17 protein-coding genes and 2 pseudogenes are annotated in these 19,865 nt (G+C 37.8%); 5 read left to right on the forward strand and 14 right to left on the reverse strand.

The features are described 5' to 3' along the window. Positions 1–811: 811 nt before the first annotated feature. The 6 genes from speE to ACFRAK_RS19620 all read right to left on the reverse strand — a co-directional run bounded on the left by speE (position 812) and on the right by ACFRAK_RS19620 (position 9,215). On the reverse strand, positions 812–1,639 hold the full coding sequence (gene speE, locus ACFRAK_RS19595; RefSeq protein WP_394572286.1) for a polyamine aminopropyltransferase: 828 nt from the start codon (positions 1,637–1,639) through the stop codon (positions 812–814). A 514-nt stretch (positions 1,640–2,153) separates the two neighbouring features. Further along, a complete protein-coding gene (gene speB / locus ACFRAK_RS19600; protein WP_394572288.1) occupies positions 2,154–3,155 on the reverse strand; it encodes an agmatinase in 1,002 nt (333 codons plus the stop codon). 153 nt (positions 3,156–3,308) lie between these two features. Next, positions 3,309–4,781: an aldehyde dehydrogenase family protein gene (locus tag ACFRAK_RS19605; protein ID WP_387595198.1), complete on the reverse strand. Its 1,473-nt coding sequence runs from the start codon at positions 4,779–4,781 to the stop codon at positions 3,309–3,311. Positions 4,782–4,963: 182 nt separating this feature from the next. Beyond that, complete coding sequence (locus ACFRAK_RS19610) at positions 4,964–6,145, reverse strand: iron-containing alcohol dehydrogenase (RefSeq protein ID WP_387595195.1); 1,182 nt, start codon at positions 6,143–6,145, stop codon at positions 4,964–4,966. 83 nt (positions 6,146–6,228) lie between these two features. Further along, complete coding sequence (locus ACFRAK_RS19615; protein WP_387595192.1) at positions 6,229–7,701, reverse strand: aldehyde dehydrogenase family protein; 1,473 nt, start codon at positions 7,699–7,701, stop codon at positions 6,229–6,231. Positions 7,702–7,835: 134 nt separating this feature from the next. Beyond that, positions 7,836–9,215, reverse strand: coding sequence for an APC family permease (locus tag ACFRAK_RS19620; RefSeq protein WP_394572291.1), 1,380 nt, complete (start codon positions 9,213–9,215; stop codon positions 7,836–7,838). Between the two features lie 50 nt (positions 9,216–9,265). Here ACFRAK_RS19620 and ACFRAK_RS19625 point away from each other — a divergent pair, with 50 nt between their 5' ends. Continuing rightward, positions 9,266–10,171, forward strand: a complete 906-nt coding sequence (locus ACFRAK_RS19625; RefSeq protein ID WP_387595186.1) for a MerR family transcriptional regulator — start codon at positions 9,266–9,268, stop codon at positions 10,169–10,171. Positions 10,172–10,589: 418 nt separating this feature from the next. Here the strand turns inward: ACFRAK_RS19625 and ACFRAK_RS19630 are convergent. Together ACFRAK_RS19630 and ACFRAK_RS19635 are read right to left on the reverse strand one after the other, a co-directional pair. Next, positions 10,590–11,000, reverse strand: a pseudogene (locus tag ACFRAK_RS19630) (transposase); the annotation flags it as partial. Between the two features lie 73 nt (positions 11,001–11,073). Then, positions 11,074–11,451: an FAS1-like dehydratase domain-containing protein gene (locus ACFRAK_RS19635; RefSeq protein WP_387595183.1), complete on the reverse strand. Its 378-nt coding sequence runs from the start codon at positions 11,449–11,451 to the stop codon at positions 11,074–11,076. Positions 11,452–11,673: 222 nt separating this feature from the next. On the opposite strand from ACFRAK_RS19635, the pseudogene ACFRAK_RS19640 reads away from it, so the two are divergent. After that, a pseudogene (locus ACFRAK_RS19640) lies at positions 11,674–12,573 on the forward strand (IS110 family transposase); the annotation flags it as partial. Between the two features lie 863 nt (positions 12,574–13,436). On the opposite strand, the gene ACFRAK_RS19645 reads toward ACFRAK_RS19640, so the two are convergent. The 5 genes from ACFRAK_RS19645 to ACFRAK_RS19665 form a co-directional block, all read right to left on the reverse strand. Then, positions 13,437–13,637: a twin-arginine translocase TatA/TatE family subunit gene (locus ACFRAK_RS19645; RefSeq protein WP_387595180.1), complete on the reverse strand. Its 201-nt coding sequence runs from the start codon at positions 13,635–13,637 to the stop codon at positions 13,437–13,439. 110 nt (positions 13,638–13,747) lie between these two features. Further along, positions 13,748–15,466, reverse strand: coding sequence for a metallophosphoesterase family protein (locus ACFRAK_RS19650; RefSeq protein WP_394572292.1), 1,719 nt, complete (start codon positions 15,464–15,466; stop codon positions 13,748–13,750). Between the two features lie 161 nt (positions 15,467–15,627). After that, complete coding sequence (locus tag ACFRAK_RS19655) at positions 15,628–15,798, reverse strand: twin-arginine translocase TatA/TatE family subunit (protein WP_387596039.1); 171 nt, start codon at positions 15,796–15,798, stop codon at positions 15,628–15,630. 328 nt (positions 15,799–16,126) lie between these two features. Continuing rightward, entirely contained in the window at positions 16,127–16,456 is a 330-nt protein-coding gene (locus ACFRAK_RS19660) for a DeoR/GlpR family DNA-binding transcription regulator (RefSeq protein WP_394572293.1), read from the reverse strand. Further along, positions 16,438–16,797: a DeoR/GlpR family DNA-binding transcription regulator gene (locus ACFRAK_RS19665; RefSeq protein ID WP_387595171.1), complete on the reverse strand. Its 360-nt coding sequence runs from the start codon at positions 16,795–16,797 to the stop codon at positions 16,438–16,440. The genes ACFRAK_RS19660 and ACFRAK_RS19665 overlap by 19 nt, the downstream gene beginning before the upstream one ends. Positions 16,798–16,961: 164 nt before the next feature. On the opposite strand from ACFRAK_RS19665, the gene ACFRAK_RS19670 reads away from it, so the two are divergent. Continuing rightward, positions 16,962–17,186 carry a hypothetical protein gene (locus ACFRAK_RS19670; RefSeq protein ID WP_387595168.1) on the forward strand — a complete coding sequence of 75 codons (225 nt, stop codon included), beginning with the start codon at positions 16,962–16,964 and terminating at the stop codon, positions 17,184–17,186. A 942-nt stretch (positions 17,187–18,128) separates the two neighbouring features. Here ACFRAK_RS19670 and ACFRAK_RS19675 read toward each other — a convergent pair. Further along, on the reverse strand, positions 18,129–18,287 hold the full coding sequence (locus ACFRAK_RS19675) for a hypothetical protein (protein ID WP_387595165.1): 159 nt from the start codon (positions 18,285–18,287) through the stop codon (positions 18,129–18,131). A gap of 310 nt (positions 18,288–18,597) precedes the next feature. Between ACFRAK_RS19675 and ACFRAK_RS19680 the strand changes: the two genes are divergently transcribed. Beyond that, complete coding sequence (locus tag ACFRAK_RS19680; protein ID WP_394572295.1) at positions 18,598–19,380, forward strand: alpha/beta fold hydrolase; 783 nt, start codon at positions 18,598–18,600, stop codon at positions 19,378–19,380. Between the two features lie 249 nt (positions 19,381–19,629). Then, positions 19,630–19,743: a YjcZ family sporulation protein gene (locus ACFRAK_RS19685; RefSeq protein ID WP_082527405.1), complete on the forward strand. Its 114-nt coding sequence runs from the start codon at positions 19,630–19,632 to the stop codon at positions 19,741–19,743. Positions 19,744–19,865 lie beyond the last annotated feature (122 nt).

Genomic DNA, 19,865 nt, shown 5'->3' on the forward strand with positions numbered 1-19,865 from the left:
ATATTTATTTTTGAGTATAAATTTTCTCACATATATTAAAAAGTTCTTGAAATTTTATAAGTTTCAGGGCCTTTAATTGCTGAGAATGCAACTATAAATATTCATTACCTTAAACAACTTCTTTTTTTTCATTCCGATCATAGATCTTTTCTGGAGTAATAATTGTTTAAAATCGCCAATCGTATTCCATGAAAGGGCCATTTAATGGAATACCACTTGGATATTATTTTATTAATTAATTGTGTAGTAATGTACTTAAAACACGGGAGGTTAGAGTTTATAGAATATTAGGGGGAGTAGTTAGTGTCGAACCATGAAAACGAAGAAATGCTAGCAGGAAACCCATATTTTATGATAAATAAGAAGAATCCATTTTGAAAAAGGATTGATCAAAATGGATTCTTCTTCAGCAGATTTAAGTTTGATCATTTTCTACCTGTGATCTTCATCAATCGCGCCTACCCAAAGAGACAAAACTCAGCGACCGCCACAGTGCTCGATGGGATTTTGGCCTTTACGACTCAAGCGGAATTAGTCCCTTATGCAAGGCGAAGCAATTCTTTAAGGTCTGAATCTCGGGGTTGAGCATTCTGGTCTCTGCAAGATCACGCAAATCGCAGTAGTATTCGTTAAAGTCGCGATAGAACTGGTATGTGTTTGACATGATCTCCACACCCAGGAAGCCAGAGCTGCGATACACGTTAGCCGCCCCCATCGTTGTATTCCACCGGCTGGCCCAGGGCCTTGCTGAATGCGACCGCCATCTCCTCACCAGTTAGGTGGCCGCCCAAATAATTACTACTCTATAACACTATTTACACAAATCCTGAACAAATTTAGGGAGAACAAATGATGCTTTATGCAATTCAGGCGTGTAATACTTTGTGTCAAGATCAAAGAGACGAGAGACATTTACATCCAGTGGATCATGTGTCTTCGCTCCAAGCGTAAATGTCCACAATCCACTCGGATATGTTGGAATATTACAAGTATAAAGGCGAGCAATCGGGAAAATCTCTTTTGTATCATGAATCGCATCTCGTATTAGATCCCCTTTAAACCAAGGATTATCTGTTTGGGCCACGAAGATGCCGTTTTCCTTTAATGCCTTTGATATTCCCGCATAAAACCCTTTAGTAAATAAATTAGCAGCTGGCCCTACAGGCTCGGTGGAATCGACCAAAATGACGTCATATTCATCTTCACTATTTAGAATATGCATAAAGCCATCACCTACACTAAGCTCTACGCGCGGGTTTCTGTACTCAGAGGCGATATTGGGTAAATACTGCTTTGAATATTCCACTACTTTCTCATCGATTTCAACTTGAACAACATTGGTAACGCTTGGGTGTTTCAATACCTCCCGAATCGTTCCCCCATCACCGCCGCCAACAACGAGCACCTTTTGTGGATTAGGATGAGTATACAATGGAACATGAACAATCATCTCATGATAGACAAATTCATCCTTTTCGGTGGTCATAACCATTCCGTCAAGTAGAAGCATATTACCGAATTCTTCGGTTTGAATCATGTCCAATTGTTGATACTCTGTTTTCTCGGAGTGAAGGGTTTTATTAACTCTTACTGTAATACCAAAAGACTCGGTTTGTTTTTCTGTAAACCATAATTTCATATTAGTTTTCTTTTCCTTTCTATATTTTTTATTTATATGATCAGACATAAGATAAATGAACTCTAAGCAGCTGGCACTGCTTAGAGTTCATCTATCGGATCATACAGAATTGAAAATTCTATTAAATTTGTCTATATTCACTCTTTAATGATACCTCACAATAAACGATAGTTCATTGGCGGCTGGTCCTCCGACGTCGAGATAAGGAACCTGATATATAGACAAAATCAAGCTTTTTCTCACCCCGTTATACCATCTTATTAGAGTGATAGATATAATATAAACCTTTGTGTTTCACAAAGGTCAAGATTTTCTAGTTGGAATTTGAATTTCAAATATAACTTATCTACAATCGTTATCCTCTATTGAAATACCATAAACATTCGAAATAGACAATTATTTAAATAAATATTTTTTATGATATCGCCTCTATATTTATACATATTCAGGAAACTAAGAAAAGATAAAACGGAGGAAAATCACTTTATATCCTCACGCTTTCAAATTTAACAGACTAATGCTTCTTTATGAAGTTCAGCTCTTGATGATCGCTGAGTGCAGCCCGGTTTTTCTCTTTTTCTTTTAAAACAAAACTAAGCAAGTCTAATGAGAGACGAGCTGCCACTTGTCCAGTTATTCCCGTATGATCGTAAGGAGTAGCTACTTCTACCATATCAAAACCGATAACTTCTCCTCTTTTTGCAATTCCATGGAGTAATTCGTTGACTTCATCATAAAGCAGGCCTCCAGGAGAAGGTGTGCCTGTCGCAGGGGCGATCGATGGGTCGAGGCCATCAATGTCCATGGTAATATAATATTTTTCACCTGCTGGAATAAGTTCCAGAACCTGTTCAAATCCCATCTTTCTCATTTGGCGGGGAGACAAGATGACACTTCCGTATTCTCTGGCAGCATCGACATCTTCTTTTTTACTGCTGCTGATTCCACGAATGCCCAATTGGAAAATCTTTTGAACATGATTCATTTCAGATAAGCGGCGGATGCAGCTTCCATGTCCAACCCGCATTCCTGAACGGTGATCTGCCCAGTCTAAATGCGCATCAATCTGGATCACATGAAATGGCCCGAGTTCATCCAAGCCCTTTCCTACTGGAATTGTAATGGAATGATCTCCACCTAAAACAACCGGCATTGCACCTTTTGAAACGATTTTTCGAATGGCTTCTTCCGTATTATCATGGGATTGCATCATATCCCCATGTACCATGTCTACATCACCGCAATCAACAACTTTCCATTTTGGGCCAAGATACATGATATCATTTTCAATATCATAGGCTCCATCTAACCCGAAACTATATAATGTAGAGCCTTCTCGAATTCCTCTTGGGCCCATTCTTGCGCCAGACTTCCATTGTGTTCCCATATCATTTGGAACTCCAATTACAGCTACATCTGCATCTAGCTGGTCTAAATCAGGACATACGGGATATTTCCCGAAAGTACAGATTCCGGTAAAAGGTAAATTAAGATGTTGTTTTTCATTATTCGACATGTGCTTTGCCTCCCACTTATATTACTTACTCGTTCATATATGCAAGCTTCATGCAAACCTATAAAACTAGGCAAAACGGAATTGTTTAGTCAATAATGACTACCAGGAACCAACATATTTTCTAATTACTCGTTTATCTCTACTTCTAAATTTCTAATGATCAAACCACTTGGTTGGTTCAACTTCTAAATTAATATTGATTTGTTTTACCTCACTAAACTCATCTAAACCAAAAGTTCCTAACCCCCGGCCAATTCCGCTTTGCTTATAGCCTCCCCACGGTGCTTCATTGTAAGCTAGATTGTAAGCATTAACCCACGTAATTCCGGCTCTTATTTTCTTAATCACTCGTAAAGCCATCGCACCGTCTTGTGAAAATACACCTGCTGCGAGGCCATATGGGGTATCATTGGCAAGCTGGATGGCTTCTGCTTCATCTTTAAACTTTTGCACAGTCAGTACCGGACCGAATATTTCTTCCTGAACAATTCTCATGTCAGGTTTAGTGTCAACAAATATCGTCGGCTCAACAAAATAACCATTTTCAAGTCCATCGCTTATGATACGCTTGCCTCCGCAGGCTAGTTTCGCCCCTTCTTCTATACCTAATTGAATATAGTTGAGCACCTCATTCATATGGTCTTCACTGACAAGCGCCCCCATTTCTGTAGACGGTTGATCGCCAGGGCCGACCCGGATTTTTTTCGCCTTCTCTACCAGTCTCTCGATAAACTTGTCATGAATGCTCTCTTCAAGCAGTAAACGAGATCCTGCATTACAAACTTGGCCGGCGTTGACAAAAATCCCATATAAAGCATAATCCACAGCTGTTTCAAAATCTGCATCCGCGAAAACAATATTAGGTGACTTGCCGCCTAATTCGAGTGCAATGTTTTTAATATTTCCAGCTGCTGTTTTCATGATGTTTCTGCCTGTTTCTGTGCTGCCAGTGAACGAAACCATATCGACTTTATCGCTTTCCGCTAGTTCATTTCCTACTGTTCCCCCGCCGCCCATAACTAGGTTGGCTACGCCATCCGGTATGCCGACTTCTTGGATAATCTCAAATAATTTAACAGTCGTAATCGGAGTGATCCCGGCTGGTTTAAACACAATCGTATTTCCTGCAGCAAGGGAAGGGGCAATTTTCCAGGCTCCTGTCAGTAAAGGGAAATTCCATGGAGCGATTAGTCCGCATACCCCTACCGGCTCCCGAACAACCATAGCCTGTACAGGACCCGAAACTGGGTATGTTTGTCCATCGGGTTTAGTGACTAAACCCGCATAATATCGAAAACAATCCACTGCATCCGCAATGTCAAATTCCGCTTCTCTAAGAGGTTTTCCGGTATTCGCTGTTTCAAGCTGGCTAAGCTCAGATGCACGTTCTTCAAGTGTCTCCGCTATTTTAAATAAGTAGGAAGCCCGTTCTGAAGCTGGCAGATCTGACCAAATCCCGGAATCAAATGCGGTTCGCGCTGCATCAATGGCCATTCGGGTATCTTCTGCATTTCCCTTGGGAGCATCTGCAATGACCTTGCCGTTAGCAGGGTTTACAACTTGACTCTTTTGTTTACTTAAAGAATCCATCCATTCACCGTTTATGAACATTTTCAGATTTAACACTTTAAAAACACCTCCAGTTTTTATGTAAGCCATGGTGGCCGCCCAATTAAAACTCCTATCAAGCTGACCACCGATTCAAAAACTCTTAATCCACATTAACACTTAATAACTCGACACATCTTCATTCCATTGAGGAACATTTAGAATTGGTCATGTCAAATTTTCTAAATCGATCTATATAGTTAAATTAATGTTGTGTTTTTCGCCTCATAAGTCTTTTGGAATAATGCCAAATAATCCTCGCGTGTCACTTTTCTTGAATTCGTCTGTGTACATAAATGAACTGCTGCCCCTTCAGCAAGGAATGGGAAATCTTCAGGATTGACATTATTTAAATCTCGAAAATCAGGAATGCCAATTTTACGAGCAAGCTCTTTTAACAATACAACACCTTCATAGGCAGTTTCCTCAATGGTTTTACCCTCTTTATTTGCTCCAAGTTTTTCAGCTACAATTGCATGCTTTTCAAGGTTTGAAGGAATATTAAATTCAAACACATGTGGAAGAAATATAGAATTTGCTACCCCATGTGGAGTATCATAAAGACCTCCAAGTGGTTCAGCCATAGCATGTACAGCACCAAGATCCGCGTGATTAAATGCCATACCTGCAATTAAACTGGCTACAAGCATATTTTTCCGTCCTTCTAAGTCGTTCCCATTTTCTACAGCTAACGGAAGGTACTTAGCAATTAATTCAATTGAATAAAGACTGAGAGCATCTGAAATTGGTTCAGCAATATTGCTGGTATAAGCTTCGATAGCATGTGTAAGTGCATCCATTCCAGTAGCAGCCGTAATAGATTTAGGCAGAGTTAGAGTTAATTCAGGATCCAAAATTGCTAGTTTCGGAGCCAATCTAATGTCAAGTATAGCCTCTTTCTGTTTTGTAACTGTATCTGTAATGACAGAGCCTGTTGTAACTTCACTTCCAGTACCTGAAGTTGTAGGAATACAAATAAGTGGAGTGATTTCTTGATCTAGTAAATTTACACCGTAACGCTCTCTAAGCTCTCCTCCATGGGTTAAAAGTGTACCAATTGCTTTGGCTGTATCCATTGAACTTCCTCCGCCAAGACCAATCAAAAGATCTATTTCCTCGTCTTTAAATTGCTCATAGGCTCTTTGACAATCTACATCTTTTGGATTAGGAGTAATTTCATCAAAAACAATATAATTGACACCTTCTTGGTCTAACGAATCTGTAACCTTTTGCAAAATTCCAGTTTGCGCTAGTCCTTTATCGGTAATAAGAAGAGCCTTTTTTCCTCCTAGCTCTTTTGCTCTTTTCCCAATATTTTTAACTTTTCCGGCTCCAAACTCTATAGAGGTAGGAATATTGAAATTAAAATCCCAGATCATCATTAATTTCCCCTTTCAATTTTTCAAATAGTGTAATAGTATAGTGACTCACTCTCTTTTACTCTTTTATATCTACTTTTCAATTTTTAATGGTCAAACCACTTAGTTGGCTCTACTTCTAAATTAATGTTAATTTGTTTTACCTCACTAAACTCATCTAACCCAAAAGTTCCTAACCCCCGGCCAATTCCGCTCTGCTTGTATCCTCCCCACGGTGCTTCATTGTAGGCTAGATTATAGGCATTAACCCATGTAATTCCGGCTCTTATTTTCTTAATTACTCGTAAAGCCTTCGCACCGTCTTGGGAAAATACACCTGCTGCGAGGCCATATGGGGTATCATTGGCAAGCTGGATGGCTTCCGCTTCATCTTTAAATTTTTGCACAGTCAGTACCGGACCGAATATTTCTTCCTGAACAATTTTCATGTCAGGTTTAGTGTCAACAAATATCGTCGGCTCAACAAAATAGCCATTTTCAAGCCCGTTGCTTGTGATCCGCTTGCCGCCGCAGACTAATTTCGCCCCTTCTTCTATGCCAAGTTGAATATATTTGAGCACCTTAATCATATGGTCTTCACTAACAAGAGCACCCATTTCTGTAGACGGTTGATCGCCAGGGCCGACTCGAATCTTTTTCGCTTTCTCTATCAATCTATCGATAAACTTGTCGTGAATGCTCTCTTCAAGCAGTAAACGAGATCCTGCATTACAAACTTGACCGGCGTTGACAAAAATCCCATATAAAGCATAATCCACGGCTGTCTCAAAGTCCGCATCGGCGAAAACGATGTTAGGTGACTTGCCGCCTAATTCGAGTGCAATGTTTTTAATATTTCCAGCTGATGCTTTCATGATGCTTCTGCCTGTCGCTGTACTGCCAGTGAACGAAACCATATCGACTTTATCGCTTTCCGCTAGTTCATTTCCTACTATTGCACCACCACCCATAACTAGATTTGCCACGCCATCTGGTATGCCAACTTCTTTGATGATTTCAAATAGTTTAACAGTCGTAATCGGAGTTACCTCGGATGTTTTAAACACAACCGTATTTCCTGCAGCAAGGGCAGGGGCTATTTTCCAGGCTCCTGTCAGTAAAGGGAAATTCCATGGAGCGATCAGTCCACATACCCCTACCGGCTCTCGAACAACCATAGCCTGTACAGGGCCGGAAACAGGATACGTTTGGCCGTCTGGTTTGGTGACTAAACCGGCATAATAACGAAAACAATCCGCTGCATCCGCAATGTCAAACTCTGCTTCTCTAAGAGGCTTTCCGGTATTGGCTGTTTCAAGCTGGCTAAGCTCAGATGCATGTTCTTCGAGCTTCTCCGCTATTTTAAATAAATAGGAAGCCCGTTCCGAAGCCGGTAAGTCTGACCAAATCCCGGAATCAAATGCGGTTCGTGCCGCATCAATGGCCATCCGGGCATCTTCTGTATTTCCAAGGGGAGCCTCTGCAATGATCTTGCCGTGTGACGGGTTTACAACACTGCTCTTTTGTCTACTCAAAGAATCCATCCACTCACCGTTTATAAACATTTTCAACTTCAACAATTTGAAATACCTCCAGTTCGTTATTCTTGCTTTAACGATCTTACACCCGAAATAGATAACGCTTTCATTTTTCTTTATTTTCTAAAAGTTAATATCCCAATCGGTTACATATTGCCTTTTACTAAAAAAACGGATTACAAGTCTTCTACCTTTTGAGAAATTATCTCTTCATCTTGAGACATTATCTCTTCATCAAAATGAAACTCCGGAAGGGGCTTGCGAAAAAATTTTGTCATATAAAGAAGATATGCCAAACCACATACCAGCCAGATTCCTCCAAAGATCAATGCCTCCATTTCTAAATGTGACCATAACCACAAAGTAAATGCTGCACCTATGAGCGGTAAAAATAGATACCGTATGTAGTCGTTAAAAGAACGTTGCTGATTTCTTATAAAATAATGGGCGATGACAGATAGATTAACGGATGTAAAAGCAATGAGCCCCCCAAAATTGATAAACTTGATGACTTGCTCCAGGGTTAACAAGATACCTAGTAAAGAAATTATACCTATCACGATAATGCCGTGTGACGGTGTTTTAAATTTGGGATGAATATAACCAAATAGATTTTTAGGCAATACAGAATCCCGTCCCATGACATATAACACACGTGATGCGCTTGTAATTGCAGCAACTCCCGAAGAGAAGTTCCCAACAATTACCGCAGTAATAAATAATGATTTGAATAAATTTCCTCCAACAAGGATCGTAATTTCTATAGCTGCAGAATCAGCGTGTTCGAACGAAAAACCCGGCTGCACCAATTGTGCTAAGTAAGAAGAGCCAATGTATAAGACCCCTATAAACAACAGCATTATGATAATTGCTTTTGGGATAGTTTTTTCGGGATTAATTGTTTCCTCTGACAAGGTAGTAAGTGAGTCAAAACCGAGGAAACTAAAACAAAGAATTGAAGCTCCTGCTAAGATGGAGGACAAGGGAACCTCTGAATTAAACAATGATTTACTTGAGAAAAAAGTGCCTGTCCCTACTCCTTCTAATAAACTTTTAACGGTTAATATCCAGAAAAAACAAACGAAAATGATTTGAGCAATAACGAAAATTTTACTTGCGGATGCTGATATCGTTACACCTAGAATGCTCGGTACCACTATGATGGCAGTCAAAAGAATAATCCACACATAATGCGGAATCCCTGGAAACACTGCATGTAAAAAGACAGCGGACATCAAGCACGTCACCATAGGTGTTAAGATATAATCAAGCATAATTGTCCAACCGACAAGAAACCCCATTTCAGAATTAATAGATTTTTGAGTAAATGTATAAGCTGAACCTGAGATAGGGTATGCTTTTGCCATCTTTCCATAACTGAGCGCTGTAAACAGTATTGCTAGAAATGCAATACTGTATGCACCCGTAATTACACCATGAGAGGTTACGGCAGCTATTCCGTAGGTATTAAAAAATACCATGGGGTTATTCCAAGCAATCCCTAAAAAAACAACCTGTGACAAAGTAAGCGTTCTAACAAGCTTCTTACTTTCCATAAATCAGCTCCCCCCTATTTACAAAGAATACTCAGATGATTTAGAATATTTTGTATCTTGATTATAAAGGTTTTTGTTACACAAAGGTCAATAGCTGTATTATATTATTTAAGGAGGTGTTTAAACTGAAAGAAAAGTTAACCATTGGTGAGATGGCAAAGTTACGAGGGATGACTTCGGAGACCTTGCGCCACTATGATCGGATTGACTTATTCAAGCCACAATATATCGATCCACACTCGGGGTATCGCTACTATTCTATTTTCCAGTACGAGGTTTTAGGGACTATTAAAGAGTTACGGCAACTTGGATTGGGTACGGACGAAATAAAGGATTATTTCAATGAACGCAATTTTAGTAAGTCTTTGGACTTTCTTAAAGCCAAACACGCAGATCTTGTTTCAAAGCTAAACGCATTAACTGATTTGGAGGAAAATATTCGGGAAAAAATTGTTTACTTAGATCAAGTAGCAAGAGAAAAGGAACTTCAAACGGTTATGTTCCGCGAAATAGGACGCAGGAAGTTAATTACATTGAATGAAAAAATCAATAATAATTTGGAACTCTGTTATGGTGTTCTAAGGCTGGAAAATATGCTTGCTGAGAAGACACCGATTCTGGCCAGCAACAGGCTAGGAATTCTTATTCAGGAGGCGGATCTTAGATCTAAACGTTTTGAAGAACCATCAGTCATTTTCATTGTGGCAAAAAGTAAAGAAAAAATACCAAAACAGTACCAAAGGATCGTTCCGGCGGGGTTATTTGCGTGTATCCGTTATAACGGAGAATTATTATGGAACCGACGCGAAAGCTTGAGTAAAATATTGGATTATCTTGATGAAGGTGGTTATCAAATTACCGGCGATGCGCTGCAAATTATGCATGTTGATATTACGATCACAGATAAACCAAACGAGATTACCTTTGAAATTCAAGTTCCCGTTCAAAAGGTCTGACCTATTTTCGCAGGACAAATGTTTATGTGTATGGTTTAGACGAAAGATATAGGAGAAGTTTTGATATGGAATTGAACTAGCTAATGGCTAGTTCTTTTTTTAGAAGGGATGCCAACAAAGAAACCACTAAATGGGAATCTTCATTCATAAACACCCGAACCCCCATATTAGCGTAAATAAAAAGAATCCATTTTGAAAAAAGATTGATCGAAATGGATTCTTTTTTTGTGATTCAGTATACAGTTATTATAAGATAGTTGATTTTTTTAGTAAGTCTTATAGAACTAAACCAGCTATTAGGATGTCAATATCTTTCTCTAAATTTTCATTTCCCTTATGATATACTATTTTTGTCCATGGCAAATAAACCTCCAAAACCCTTTTGGAAGGATTTTTCTCTGTTTCACAAAACCGTTAATTATGCTAAATATAGGAACGTTTCTTTTCTCGTTAATAGAGCATAAATCCAATGAAGCAACTTATTCATACAGGCAACGATGGACACTTTGGCCGGTTTTCCTTCTGATTTTTTCTTATCATAGAATGCTTTAAGCATTTTGTTCCTTGAACTTCTTATGCCGCATAGTACGGCAAGATACAGAGAATGACGTAGTCTGCTCGAACCCCTTTTAGTCATACGATTAATGGTTGCCGTAAACTTACCCGATGAGTCAACACTTGGATCCACTCCAGCGAAGGCCACCAGTTTTTTCGGATGATTAAATCGATCGATTTCACCCATTTCAGAGATAATCGTGGCTGTGATTTTTTCTCCTATACCGGGAATCGATTGGATGATCTTATATTCTTCCAGTTCATTTGCCAGGGCCATATGCATAAAAAAAAGACCGTCAAATGACAGTCTTGAGCTTTCGAAATTGCTCCAGATAGTTTAAGAAAGTTTAAAGAATTACGCCTGATACATCTCCTTTCAATACTTCTTTTTCATTCTGATTTTTACATAAAAAGGATGCAACAAAAGCTGTCCTATTATTTTCTTGCCTTTCGTATTTCTCAATTCTAACTTTACAAACTATTGTATCTCCCGTAAAAACAGGTCTTAAAAACTCAAAACTCGTACTACGAGCCAGTACGTTATTATCTCCAGCTACTTTTGTTGGCAGAGTTGCCGTTAATAACCCTTGAATGACAAGTCTTCCTTGTTCATCTGGGGTTATATGATGAATCCCTTCATCACCTGAAATCTCAGTAAATAATTCAACATCTCTTACTGTAAAAGTTCGTTCAAACGTAATTATGTCTCCTACTTTTAATGACATTTTAATCTCCCCCACTGTCTGGTTATTAACAATGTAAATATTACACAACACCAGATTTTTTAAGGTGATATATTCCACAAAAATTCAAGGAATCCTTCTTCCACTAACTGCCCCTTTAGCATTCCTGTAGAGCGTTAAATATCGGCTTTGAAAAAAACAGAGCCCCTCAGTATGATGAGAGAACACACAAACCAAAACTCATCTTAAGGAGGAAGCCCTACTATGAATTTTAAAATGCAAAACAAACAAAATCAACTAATTGAAAGAATCACGAATCGTCATCTTGTTGTAGGAATTAATATTGCACAACAATTTCATGTTGCTCGAGCAGTTAACTATCGAGAAATTGTGGTCGGTCATCCTTCTAACCTTTTAAAATAACGATGGGGGTTTACTAAATTTCTAAGTTGGATTAAAGAACTTAAACGAATAAACCGTTTAGACACTGCCATCGTGGGCATGGAACCTACCGGTCATTACTGGTTGAATCTATCAAAATGGTTATTTGAACAAAACGTTGAAGTTGTTACCGTAAATCCGCACCTTGTTAAAAGGAATAAAGAGAACCGAGATAATACCCAATCTAAAAGCGATAAAAAGGACGGTCTCGTCATCGCTGATGTAGTGAAAAATGGCTATTATACATTGATTCATCATAGCCCAGAATCCATAGAAAAACTTCGAGTCCTTATGTCTAACAGGGACATGATCGTTAAACGGCTGGTCAGCTCAATCAACCAAATAAATCGCTGGATAGATATCGTCTTTCCTGAACTACGACAAGTCTTCAAAGATGTAACAGCTAAGGGAGCAATCGCAACCCTTCGCTTATTTCCCACTCCAGTCGAACTACGTTCGTTACAGCCTCAAGATATCATTATGGGATGGAAATCAGTGATGAAAAGACATGCAGGTGTTCCAAAGGCTCATTCACTGATCCACTTAGCGAACAAATCGGTTGGTACAAAAAAAGCTCTTGATGCTTATAAACTTCATTTGAAGCAATTGCTTGAGTAATACGATCTTGCGAACGTCCAACTTGAAGCAGTTGAACAGGAAGTCGCAAACATACTCATGAAAATTCCTTATGCTGAAAAAATACTAGCGATTAAAGGACTTAGCACGAGTACTGGATGTAATGAACAAAAGAGCAATGACCCGTTCCGTTAGCAAAACTGGCCTCCCCCCCTTGGATAGGCATGACGAAAGAATGAAAGGGCATATGAATATGACCCGTTGAGACATGGGAGGGAAAGCCTCCAAGGGCAGCGTGGAGAATGCGTGCAGCATATATAATAATATGGGATTTTCAATAGATCCCCTATTTCAATCTGCCCTTATCTTATCAAAACGGTCCTATCTCTTTCGTTCATCTAAAGCAACCTATACCATGTGGTTTGAAATCCTCCGAATAAGCGAGTATTCGTGAGCATTATCTATTAAACTGAGGGAGTTCATTAAGCAAAAAGGCCGCCAAATGGCAGCCCCGGATCTCAACTAACGCACCTAGTCAATTTAAGAATTTTCTATTTCGAATTTTAAATTTTATGATGAAGCAAAAGGAGACTCTAAACACTTAGAATTAGAAAATGAGCAAACTCTATATCCAGTCATGAATCCTAATTGTTATGTTGAGTTAAGAAAAGATCATTTTATTGACCTTTTAAAAGAATACTATAAAGAATATCTACAAGATAAAGAGGTTTTAACATTTGGCTCACTTTGTTATAGAGTTAAAGAAGCCAATGTGGACGTATTGATTTTAGAATAAAGTAAAAAAAGCCTGCGATCCTTGTTATTTAAGGAAGTAGGCTTTCTTTTTTTGCATATAACGTGGAACGCTTGTAGTTTTTACAATGTCATTCACACTCATTCCGTTTGTTTCACGTTCATTATATAGCTTAATAGCTCGTTTTAAAGTCTTTTCATCTTATCCTGGTTTTCCCATATGTTTCCCTTGCCCTTTTGCTCCTACTAGATTTATATTAAATACTTTTTTCGTTCTTATTATTCGATTTCTCTTGATCTGCCTCATCATCTGAAACTAGATCTCGTGTTGAGTTTTTAAATTCCTTTAATGTTGAGCCAACTGCACGACCTAGTTCTGGCAATTTTGATGGACCGAAAACGATAAGTGCAATTACAAGAACTAGTATTAATCCGGGAATTCCTATATTTTGAAACATTAACGTTGACCTCCAATTGTTCATTTTAGACTTTTAATCTTTTAACCTAAATTGTTAGAAGATCCTTGTCATAAGATCTTTTTAAGAAATGGTGAAAGTTATTATTACTACTATTCTTTACTACCAACAGTGAATGTTTTTGAAGCAACAGCGTCATATCCGCTGCCATAGAAATAGATAAATTTATAAGTTGAACCTTCCTTGAATCTTGAAGAACCACTTCCTTTATGAGTAAATTTAACTGTTCCATTTGTCGGGTTAGTATACATCCACCAAATTGCAGCGATATCTCCTGGTTTTTCATTTACTTCATATAAACCTATCCAATCACTTTTCGGAGCTCTTGCATTTTCTACCGTAACTTCTACTGTATCTTCTACTCCTTTTAATACATCTTTAGATAAAGTAATCGTTACATCTTTTACTACACCGTCCAGCGTTTTCCCTAATACTTTTAAAGAGTTATGGCTTACATTTTCGTATGCATCAAGAGCATGTACTTCAATCTCATAGGTTGTATTAGGCTTTAATTCTCCGACTGGCAATGTTAAAGGGTTAGGCACAGGATCTTTGTAGAATTCTGAGAATGCAAGAAACTCATTGGCTACTTCTTTTGTTTCTGCATTTCTTGCCACTACCTTATAGTCGTGTACAATAAGGTCATCTTTCGCTTGAGTCAACATAATTGCTAGGCTTGTAACGGTCGTCTTATCATGATCGATAGAGATCATGGCATTTTTTGTAAAGAAAGGAGCCTTATTGTCTCGATCCTCAGTATATTTAAATTTGTCTTTCTTAGCAGGAAGACTAATTTCGAATGGTTTCCCTGTCCAATCATTGTTATGTATATCACGGCGTTTAATGATTAATTTATTGTTGTAAACTTCTACAATCAAAGCTTGATTTAGGAAACCTGCCCCCTCAGGTACTTCTCCTTGAATTCTTCCACCATCTATCCACAAATAGGCACCTGTAGAAGTTCCGATAGTCGTAAAATCTTTTTGATGAATGATTCTAGGGTCATCTAGTGGATAGTGTGTGTGACCAGAAAACGTGACGACTTGCGGATATTCTTTCAACGTATCGTAAAAAAGGTCTCTATTCTGCGAGAAGCCCCATTCGCTTCCATAAATGGTTCCTTTGATAGGCTGGTGATGGAAGACAAAAATTGGTTTTTTCGGATCATCAGCATTTGCTATCTTTAATTGTTCACCCATCCATTCAATTTGATTCACTGAAAAGGTCCCAGATGTGTTGCCATCTTCCGTAGCAAGAACAATGAAATGGTAACCTTTGATTACCTTATGATAGAAATGCGATTCCATCCCAGTTTTCTCACAGAACCGTTTTTGAGAATCAGCTGCTGATAAACCATTCCAGTAGTCATGGTTTCCAATCGCAAACATAGAAACTGCTTTTGATTGCTTTCGTGGATTATAAGCAGACATAAACTTATCATATTCTAATTCAGTTCCCAAATCCGTTAAGTCTCCAACAACGACAAAAGCATCTTGCTTAGGAGCAACCTTATTTAACTGTTCTAATGTAGTAACAAACTTATTTAAAAAATCATCGCTCTGACGTTGAATATGAATATCGCTTATAACAGGAAAAACGAGATCTGGTTTATTGCTAAGTGAATTAAAAACAGAAGAGCTAGATGCTGCACTCACAGGTAAACTAGTTAACGAGTTTACTAGAGTTAATCCTAAAGTCATTCCTGCAATTTTAGTTGTCCCCTCCAAAAAGGTCCGACGATCCATCCCCTTTTTTAGAAGATCATCTTGTAACGATTTATCATTTTCATGGTTCAATTCATCGTTTTTCATTATTTTTCACTCCTCCAAATGATAGATAGGCAATTTCAAGGAAACTGTTAATATATAATTTTCCGAAAACTAAAGAAACGATGGTTACTGACAAAAATTATTGTTGGGGAAACCCTTAAAACAACCCATTCACTAATTGGTGCATTAGTTTTTCTTAATCATTACTTGGATTGTGTCTTTTCTTCTTTCTCGTCTGAAGAAATCAAATCTTTAATAGAGTTTGTAAACTCTATTAATGTGCTGCCAAAAGCACGTCCATTTTCGGGCAACTTAGAAGGGACAATTACGATTAAAGCAATGATGACAATTAACATTAATCCTGGTACGCCGATATAAGGGACACCCCCCTAGAATAGGGAATACGTGACAATAGACACCACCTCAAAATAATAACTTAAAAGGTAACACACTCACACAAATTACCTCTTGCATAACAAATAATACACAATCTGTATTGGTTTTCTGTAAATATAGTGTAAGTTAATGTTGTTTTTATGCAAAATTACACTAAATCACACAATTACACATAAATAGCTGATAGTGGATTTTATTTCGTGGCTGAAAAAATAAAAGATTTATTTGCTACTTGAAATTTGAGGAGAGAAGATGAAATGAGATAAACTGAGTTTAAGCAATACATAAAAAAAGGAAAGTAGACGGCTACTTTTCCTCCAAATTAATCTTATTCACAATTTCAATACCTTCTTTTTTATATTTCCGCAGTACCTTTTCGGATAGATTTGAATCAGAAATAATACGGTCAACCCTTTCAAAATGGCAGACTCTCAATAATGAGGCAACATCAAATTTACTGCTATCCGCTAGCACAATGCAACTTTGAGAATTCTCAAGCATTTTCTTTTTCACTTGGTACTCACCTAAACCGTAATCCGTCAGCCCTTCCGTCAAGGAAATACCACTGATGCTCATAAAAAAAATATCAATGTGAAATCCTTTAAAAAATTCTTCGCCTAAGAACCTACCAGGCATAATTCTTCATTTCGGAGTACACCCCCGGGCATCAAAATCGTATAATGAGGCATTTCAGAAAGTTCATTGGCAATAATTAATGAATTTGTTAAAATGGTAAGTCTTTGAAACCTGCTTTTTAATTCTTTCGCCAATTCGGTATTTGTTGTGCTGACATCTAATGCAATGGATTGTCCTTCTGTAACATAATGTGCAGCAATCTTCGCTATTTCCATCTTTTCCTCAATATTTTTGGTTTCCCGCAATGAGAAATTGATTTCTTGACTGTTCGCATTATCTAAAACCGCTCCACTGCGGACTGTTTCGGTAGACACACCAAACTTTTTTGTGATCGAAGACACCTTGCCAGACTTCTGCTGACCATTATGAAGAAAAAATAGCTCAGGATTCTCGAATTGACTTCCTTCGTAGCAAAATGAACACGTAGAGAATAAACAATACTCTAAAGATTATCTTGATCCTGAAAAAAGATCTATCGCCAACGCAATACAGGTATTTTTTAAAGATGGCAGTTGTACGGGAGAAAATTGAAGTAGAATACCCGATTGGACATAAAAGGAGACGTAAAGAAGGGATTCCATTGCTAGAACAAAAATTCAAAAACAATGTTTCTAGTCGTTTTCCATCTAAACAAACTGAAGCTATTACTAATATTTTCCGAAACCAAAGTATGCTTGAACAAATGCCGGTACACGAATTTGTGTTAAATGTTTGTTATTTAACAAGATGAAATAGGCTCTATTGTGTTTCAATGCCTTCTGTTCCTTTCATTAGTTGATTACAAAAATAGTTTGTTTAATTACAAATAATGACAATAAAGTTGTTTAATTTTACATGTGCAAGCGAGAAGACTAAATAAAAATAAGCCCTCATCGTTCTGCCAACCTAAGAAAGGCTTTTATTAACAGGCAGTTAAAGATAATGAGTGATTAGAGGAATTTGTATAATATTTATAGAGATAGATGAATTAGAATACAGGATCAATCAATTGAAAAAAGAATTGATTCAGATTGCTGAAGCAACTGCTTTAAATAGCCATGAGACTATTTAAAGCAGTCAGAAATTAGACCAACACATCAAGACTTATCAAAAACTTTCTTATAAAAACTTGAGTACACAATAAAACAGGAAGGTATAGAAAGTCAACACAAATTTGTTGTTGTATGATACGGTTTCCTTGGATTTACAGTATATTGGGCAATATGAGAACCCCGGGCCCTTATCGTACAGGGTGCCGGGTTTTTTGTGGCCTTGATGATTATCAAAACTATGCTCCATACGCAACTTACAATGTGACAATACGTCTTCTTGTCACACATAAAACAGATGGACTCTATATGTTATAAAAGTGTACCTTTACGAACGAATTTTAATTGTACTTTTTCTAAGTTCTCTTATGTAAACTACTTGATTAGGTTCTTCAACGAAAACTGACCAGTTCGTTGAAAAAGGGATTCTAAAAAATATGTAACAGACACAGAGGTGCCTGCTAAGTGAATTAAAATATAGATGACGTGGAACGTCATTTACAAGAGGTATTAGATAACTATCCAAGAACAGGATTAAACTGTGAAATAGGTGTTCACCCAGAGCTACCGAGATAATTATATCAGGTAGTTTTTTTGAAAGATTTTAGATCAGTCATTAGCTCAACCAGAGCTTGTAATTTGAGTTAGATGGTTAAATCACCAAAAACATCTTCTTCTACGATCGAATCTGTCACAACGATCGAATCGATCGAATCTGTCACAACGATCAAATCGATCGAATCTGTCACAACGATCAAATCGATCGAATCTGTCACAACGATCAAATCGATCGAATCTGTCACAACGGCGTCTTCTATCACAAAAAAACATTCAAATCCCCTCCTTTTAACACTCTTACTATAAAATATGTTGGTATGAAAACAATGAATAGACAAGAGGCCATAAATCAAGAATAAATAATCAAAGAAAATAAATTCTGGTGCCAATCGATTTTATTTCTCTATGCAACATTGAGTGTTTATCTTCTTCAACTAACGAGGCAATTAGTTATGCAAATACCCTCTGGTTCATCCAACATTGTATAAAAGCATATTATTCCCCTAGGTGAATATCTTATCGCAAAGGCAATTTTTATTATATGGAGGAGTCTGCGTGGGATACTTTATTACTGTAGAACCAGGTGTAAGAATAAATGTAGAGGATGTAAATCCTGAGGGGAATAAAACAATCCTATTTATACATGGGTGGCCTTTAAACCATAAGCAGTTTGAATATCAGTTCAATATCCTTCCAGCAATGGGATATCGATGTATAGGCATTGACTGGAGGGGCTACGGCGATTCTGATAAACCATTCAGTGGTTACAATTTTGACAGATTGGCAGATGATATAAGTGTAGTAATTGAGGCGTTACAGTTAAAAGATTTCACACTAGCAGGACACTCCACAGGTGGAGCGATTTCGATTCGATATATGGCTCGATATCAAGGTTTTGGAGTATCCAAACTAGTCCTTATAGACGCTGCATCTCCGACTAGTGTTGAAAAAGAAGTTGCAAATAAGTTCATTACAGAAACACTTAATGATCGCCCTAAAATGCTGCAAGGTGTAACGGATCTCTTTTTCTTCCAGAAAATTTCCGGACCATTCTCGGACTGGTTTTTTCAGCTAGGATTACAAGCAGCTAGTTGGTCGACAGCTGCAATCATGACATCATTAAGGGATGAAGATGTGTACAATGATCTTGGCAAAATATTTGTACCTACGTTAATAATTCACGGCATCCATGATAAAATCGTTCCGTTTACTAAAGGTCAGGAAACAAAAAATCTAATAACAAACTCACAGCTTGTACCATTTCAATACAGTGGTCATGGACCATTCTGGGAAGAGCGTGATAAGTTTAACCAGCTACTGATACAATTTATTGGATGATAGAACACTCCTGGTAACGGGTGCTTTAGTCGAACTGAAAAGTCGATCTCCTCAACGTTAAGGAATCGACTTTTTTACTTCTTCTTATAGAACTAAAGCACTCGTTATCTCAATAAGAGGTACCTCCAACATTCTTAATTTTATCCTATGAACAGTGATGGAGACTATTGTGTCATTTTCCTAATTAGTGCATAAGATGATATAACCCACAATAATTTCCTCCTTAATACAAAAAGGAGATGTTTCTGTATGTCAGATGGCGGTTTTGGATTTGGTGGAGGTGGAGGTTTCGCCTTTATAGTCGTTTTGTTTATACTCTTAATCATTGTTGGAGCCAGCTTTGTTGGTGGAGGCTGCTGCTAAAAATAGTATGAAAAATAGCCGACCTTTATTGGTCGGTTTCTTCAACTAATCTCCCTCAATAAACTAAACACAATCTCACGATTGCTCTAGAATTCTTAGGTTTTCATAGTCATATCATTAAC

It is taken from the genome of Peribacillus sp. NPDC056705, assembly GCF_043656335.1.

What these genes read in the sequence shown, in the direction of transcription:
- speE (WP_394572286.1), bottom strand. Translation starts at nt 1,639, where the DNA reads ATGAAATTATGGTTTACAGAAAAACAAACCGAGTCTTTTGGTATTACA.
- speB (WP_394572288.1), bottom strand. Translation starts at nt 3,155, where the DNA reads ATGTCGAATAATGAAAAACAACATCTTAATTTACCTTTTACCGGAATC.
- ACFRAK_RS19610 (WP_387595195.1), bottom strand. Translation starts at nt 6,145, where the DNA reads ATGATGATCTGGGATTTTAATTTCAATATTCCTACCTCTATAGAGTTT.
- ACFRAK_RS19620 (WP_394572291.1), bottom strand. Translation starts at nt 9,215, where the DNA reads ATGGAAAGTAAGAAGCTTGTTAGAACGCTTACTTTGTCACAGGTTGTT.
- ACFRAK_RS19635 (WP_387595183.1), bottom strand. Translation starts at nt 11,451, where the DNA reads ATGTCATTAAAAGTAGGAGACATAATTACGTTTGAACGAACTTTTACA.
- ACFRAK_RS19645 (WP_387595180.1), bottom strand. Translation starts at nt 13,637, where the DNA reads ATGTTTCAAAATATAGGAATTCCCGGATTAATACTAGTTCTTGTAATT.
- ACFRAK_RS19650 (WP_394572292.1), bottom strand. Translation starts at nt 15,466, where the DNA reads ATGAAAAACGATGAATTGAACCATGAAAATGATAAATCGTTACAAGAT.
- ACFRAK_RS19660 (WP_394572293.1), bottom strand. Translation starts at nt 16,456, where the DNA reads ATGCCTGGTAGGTTCTTAGGCGAAGAATTTTTTAAAGGATTTCACATT.
- ACFRAK_RS19670 (WP_387595168.1), top strand. Translation starts at nt 16,962, where the DNA reads ATGGCAGTTGTACGGGAGAAAATTGAAGTAGAATACCCGATTGGACAT.
- ACFRAK_RS19685 (WP_082527405.1), top strand. Translation starts at nt 19,630, where the DNA reads ATGTCAGATGGCGGTTTTGGATTTGGTGGAGGTGGAGGTTTCGCCTTT.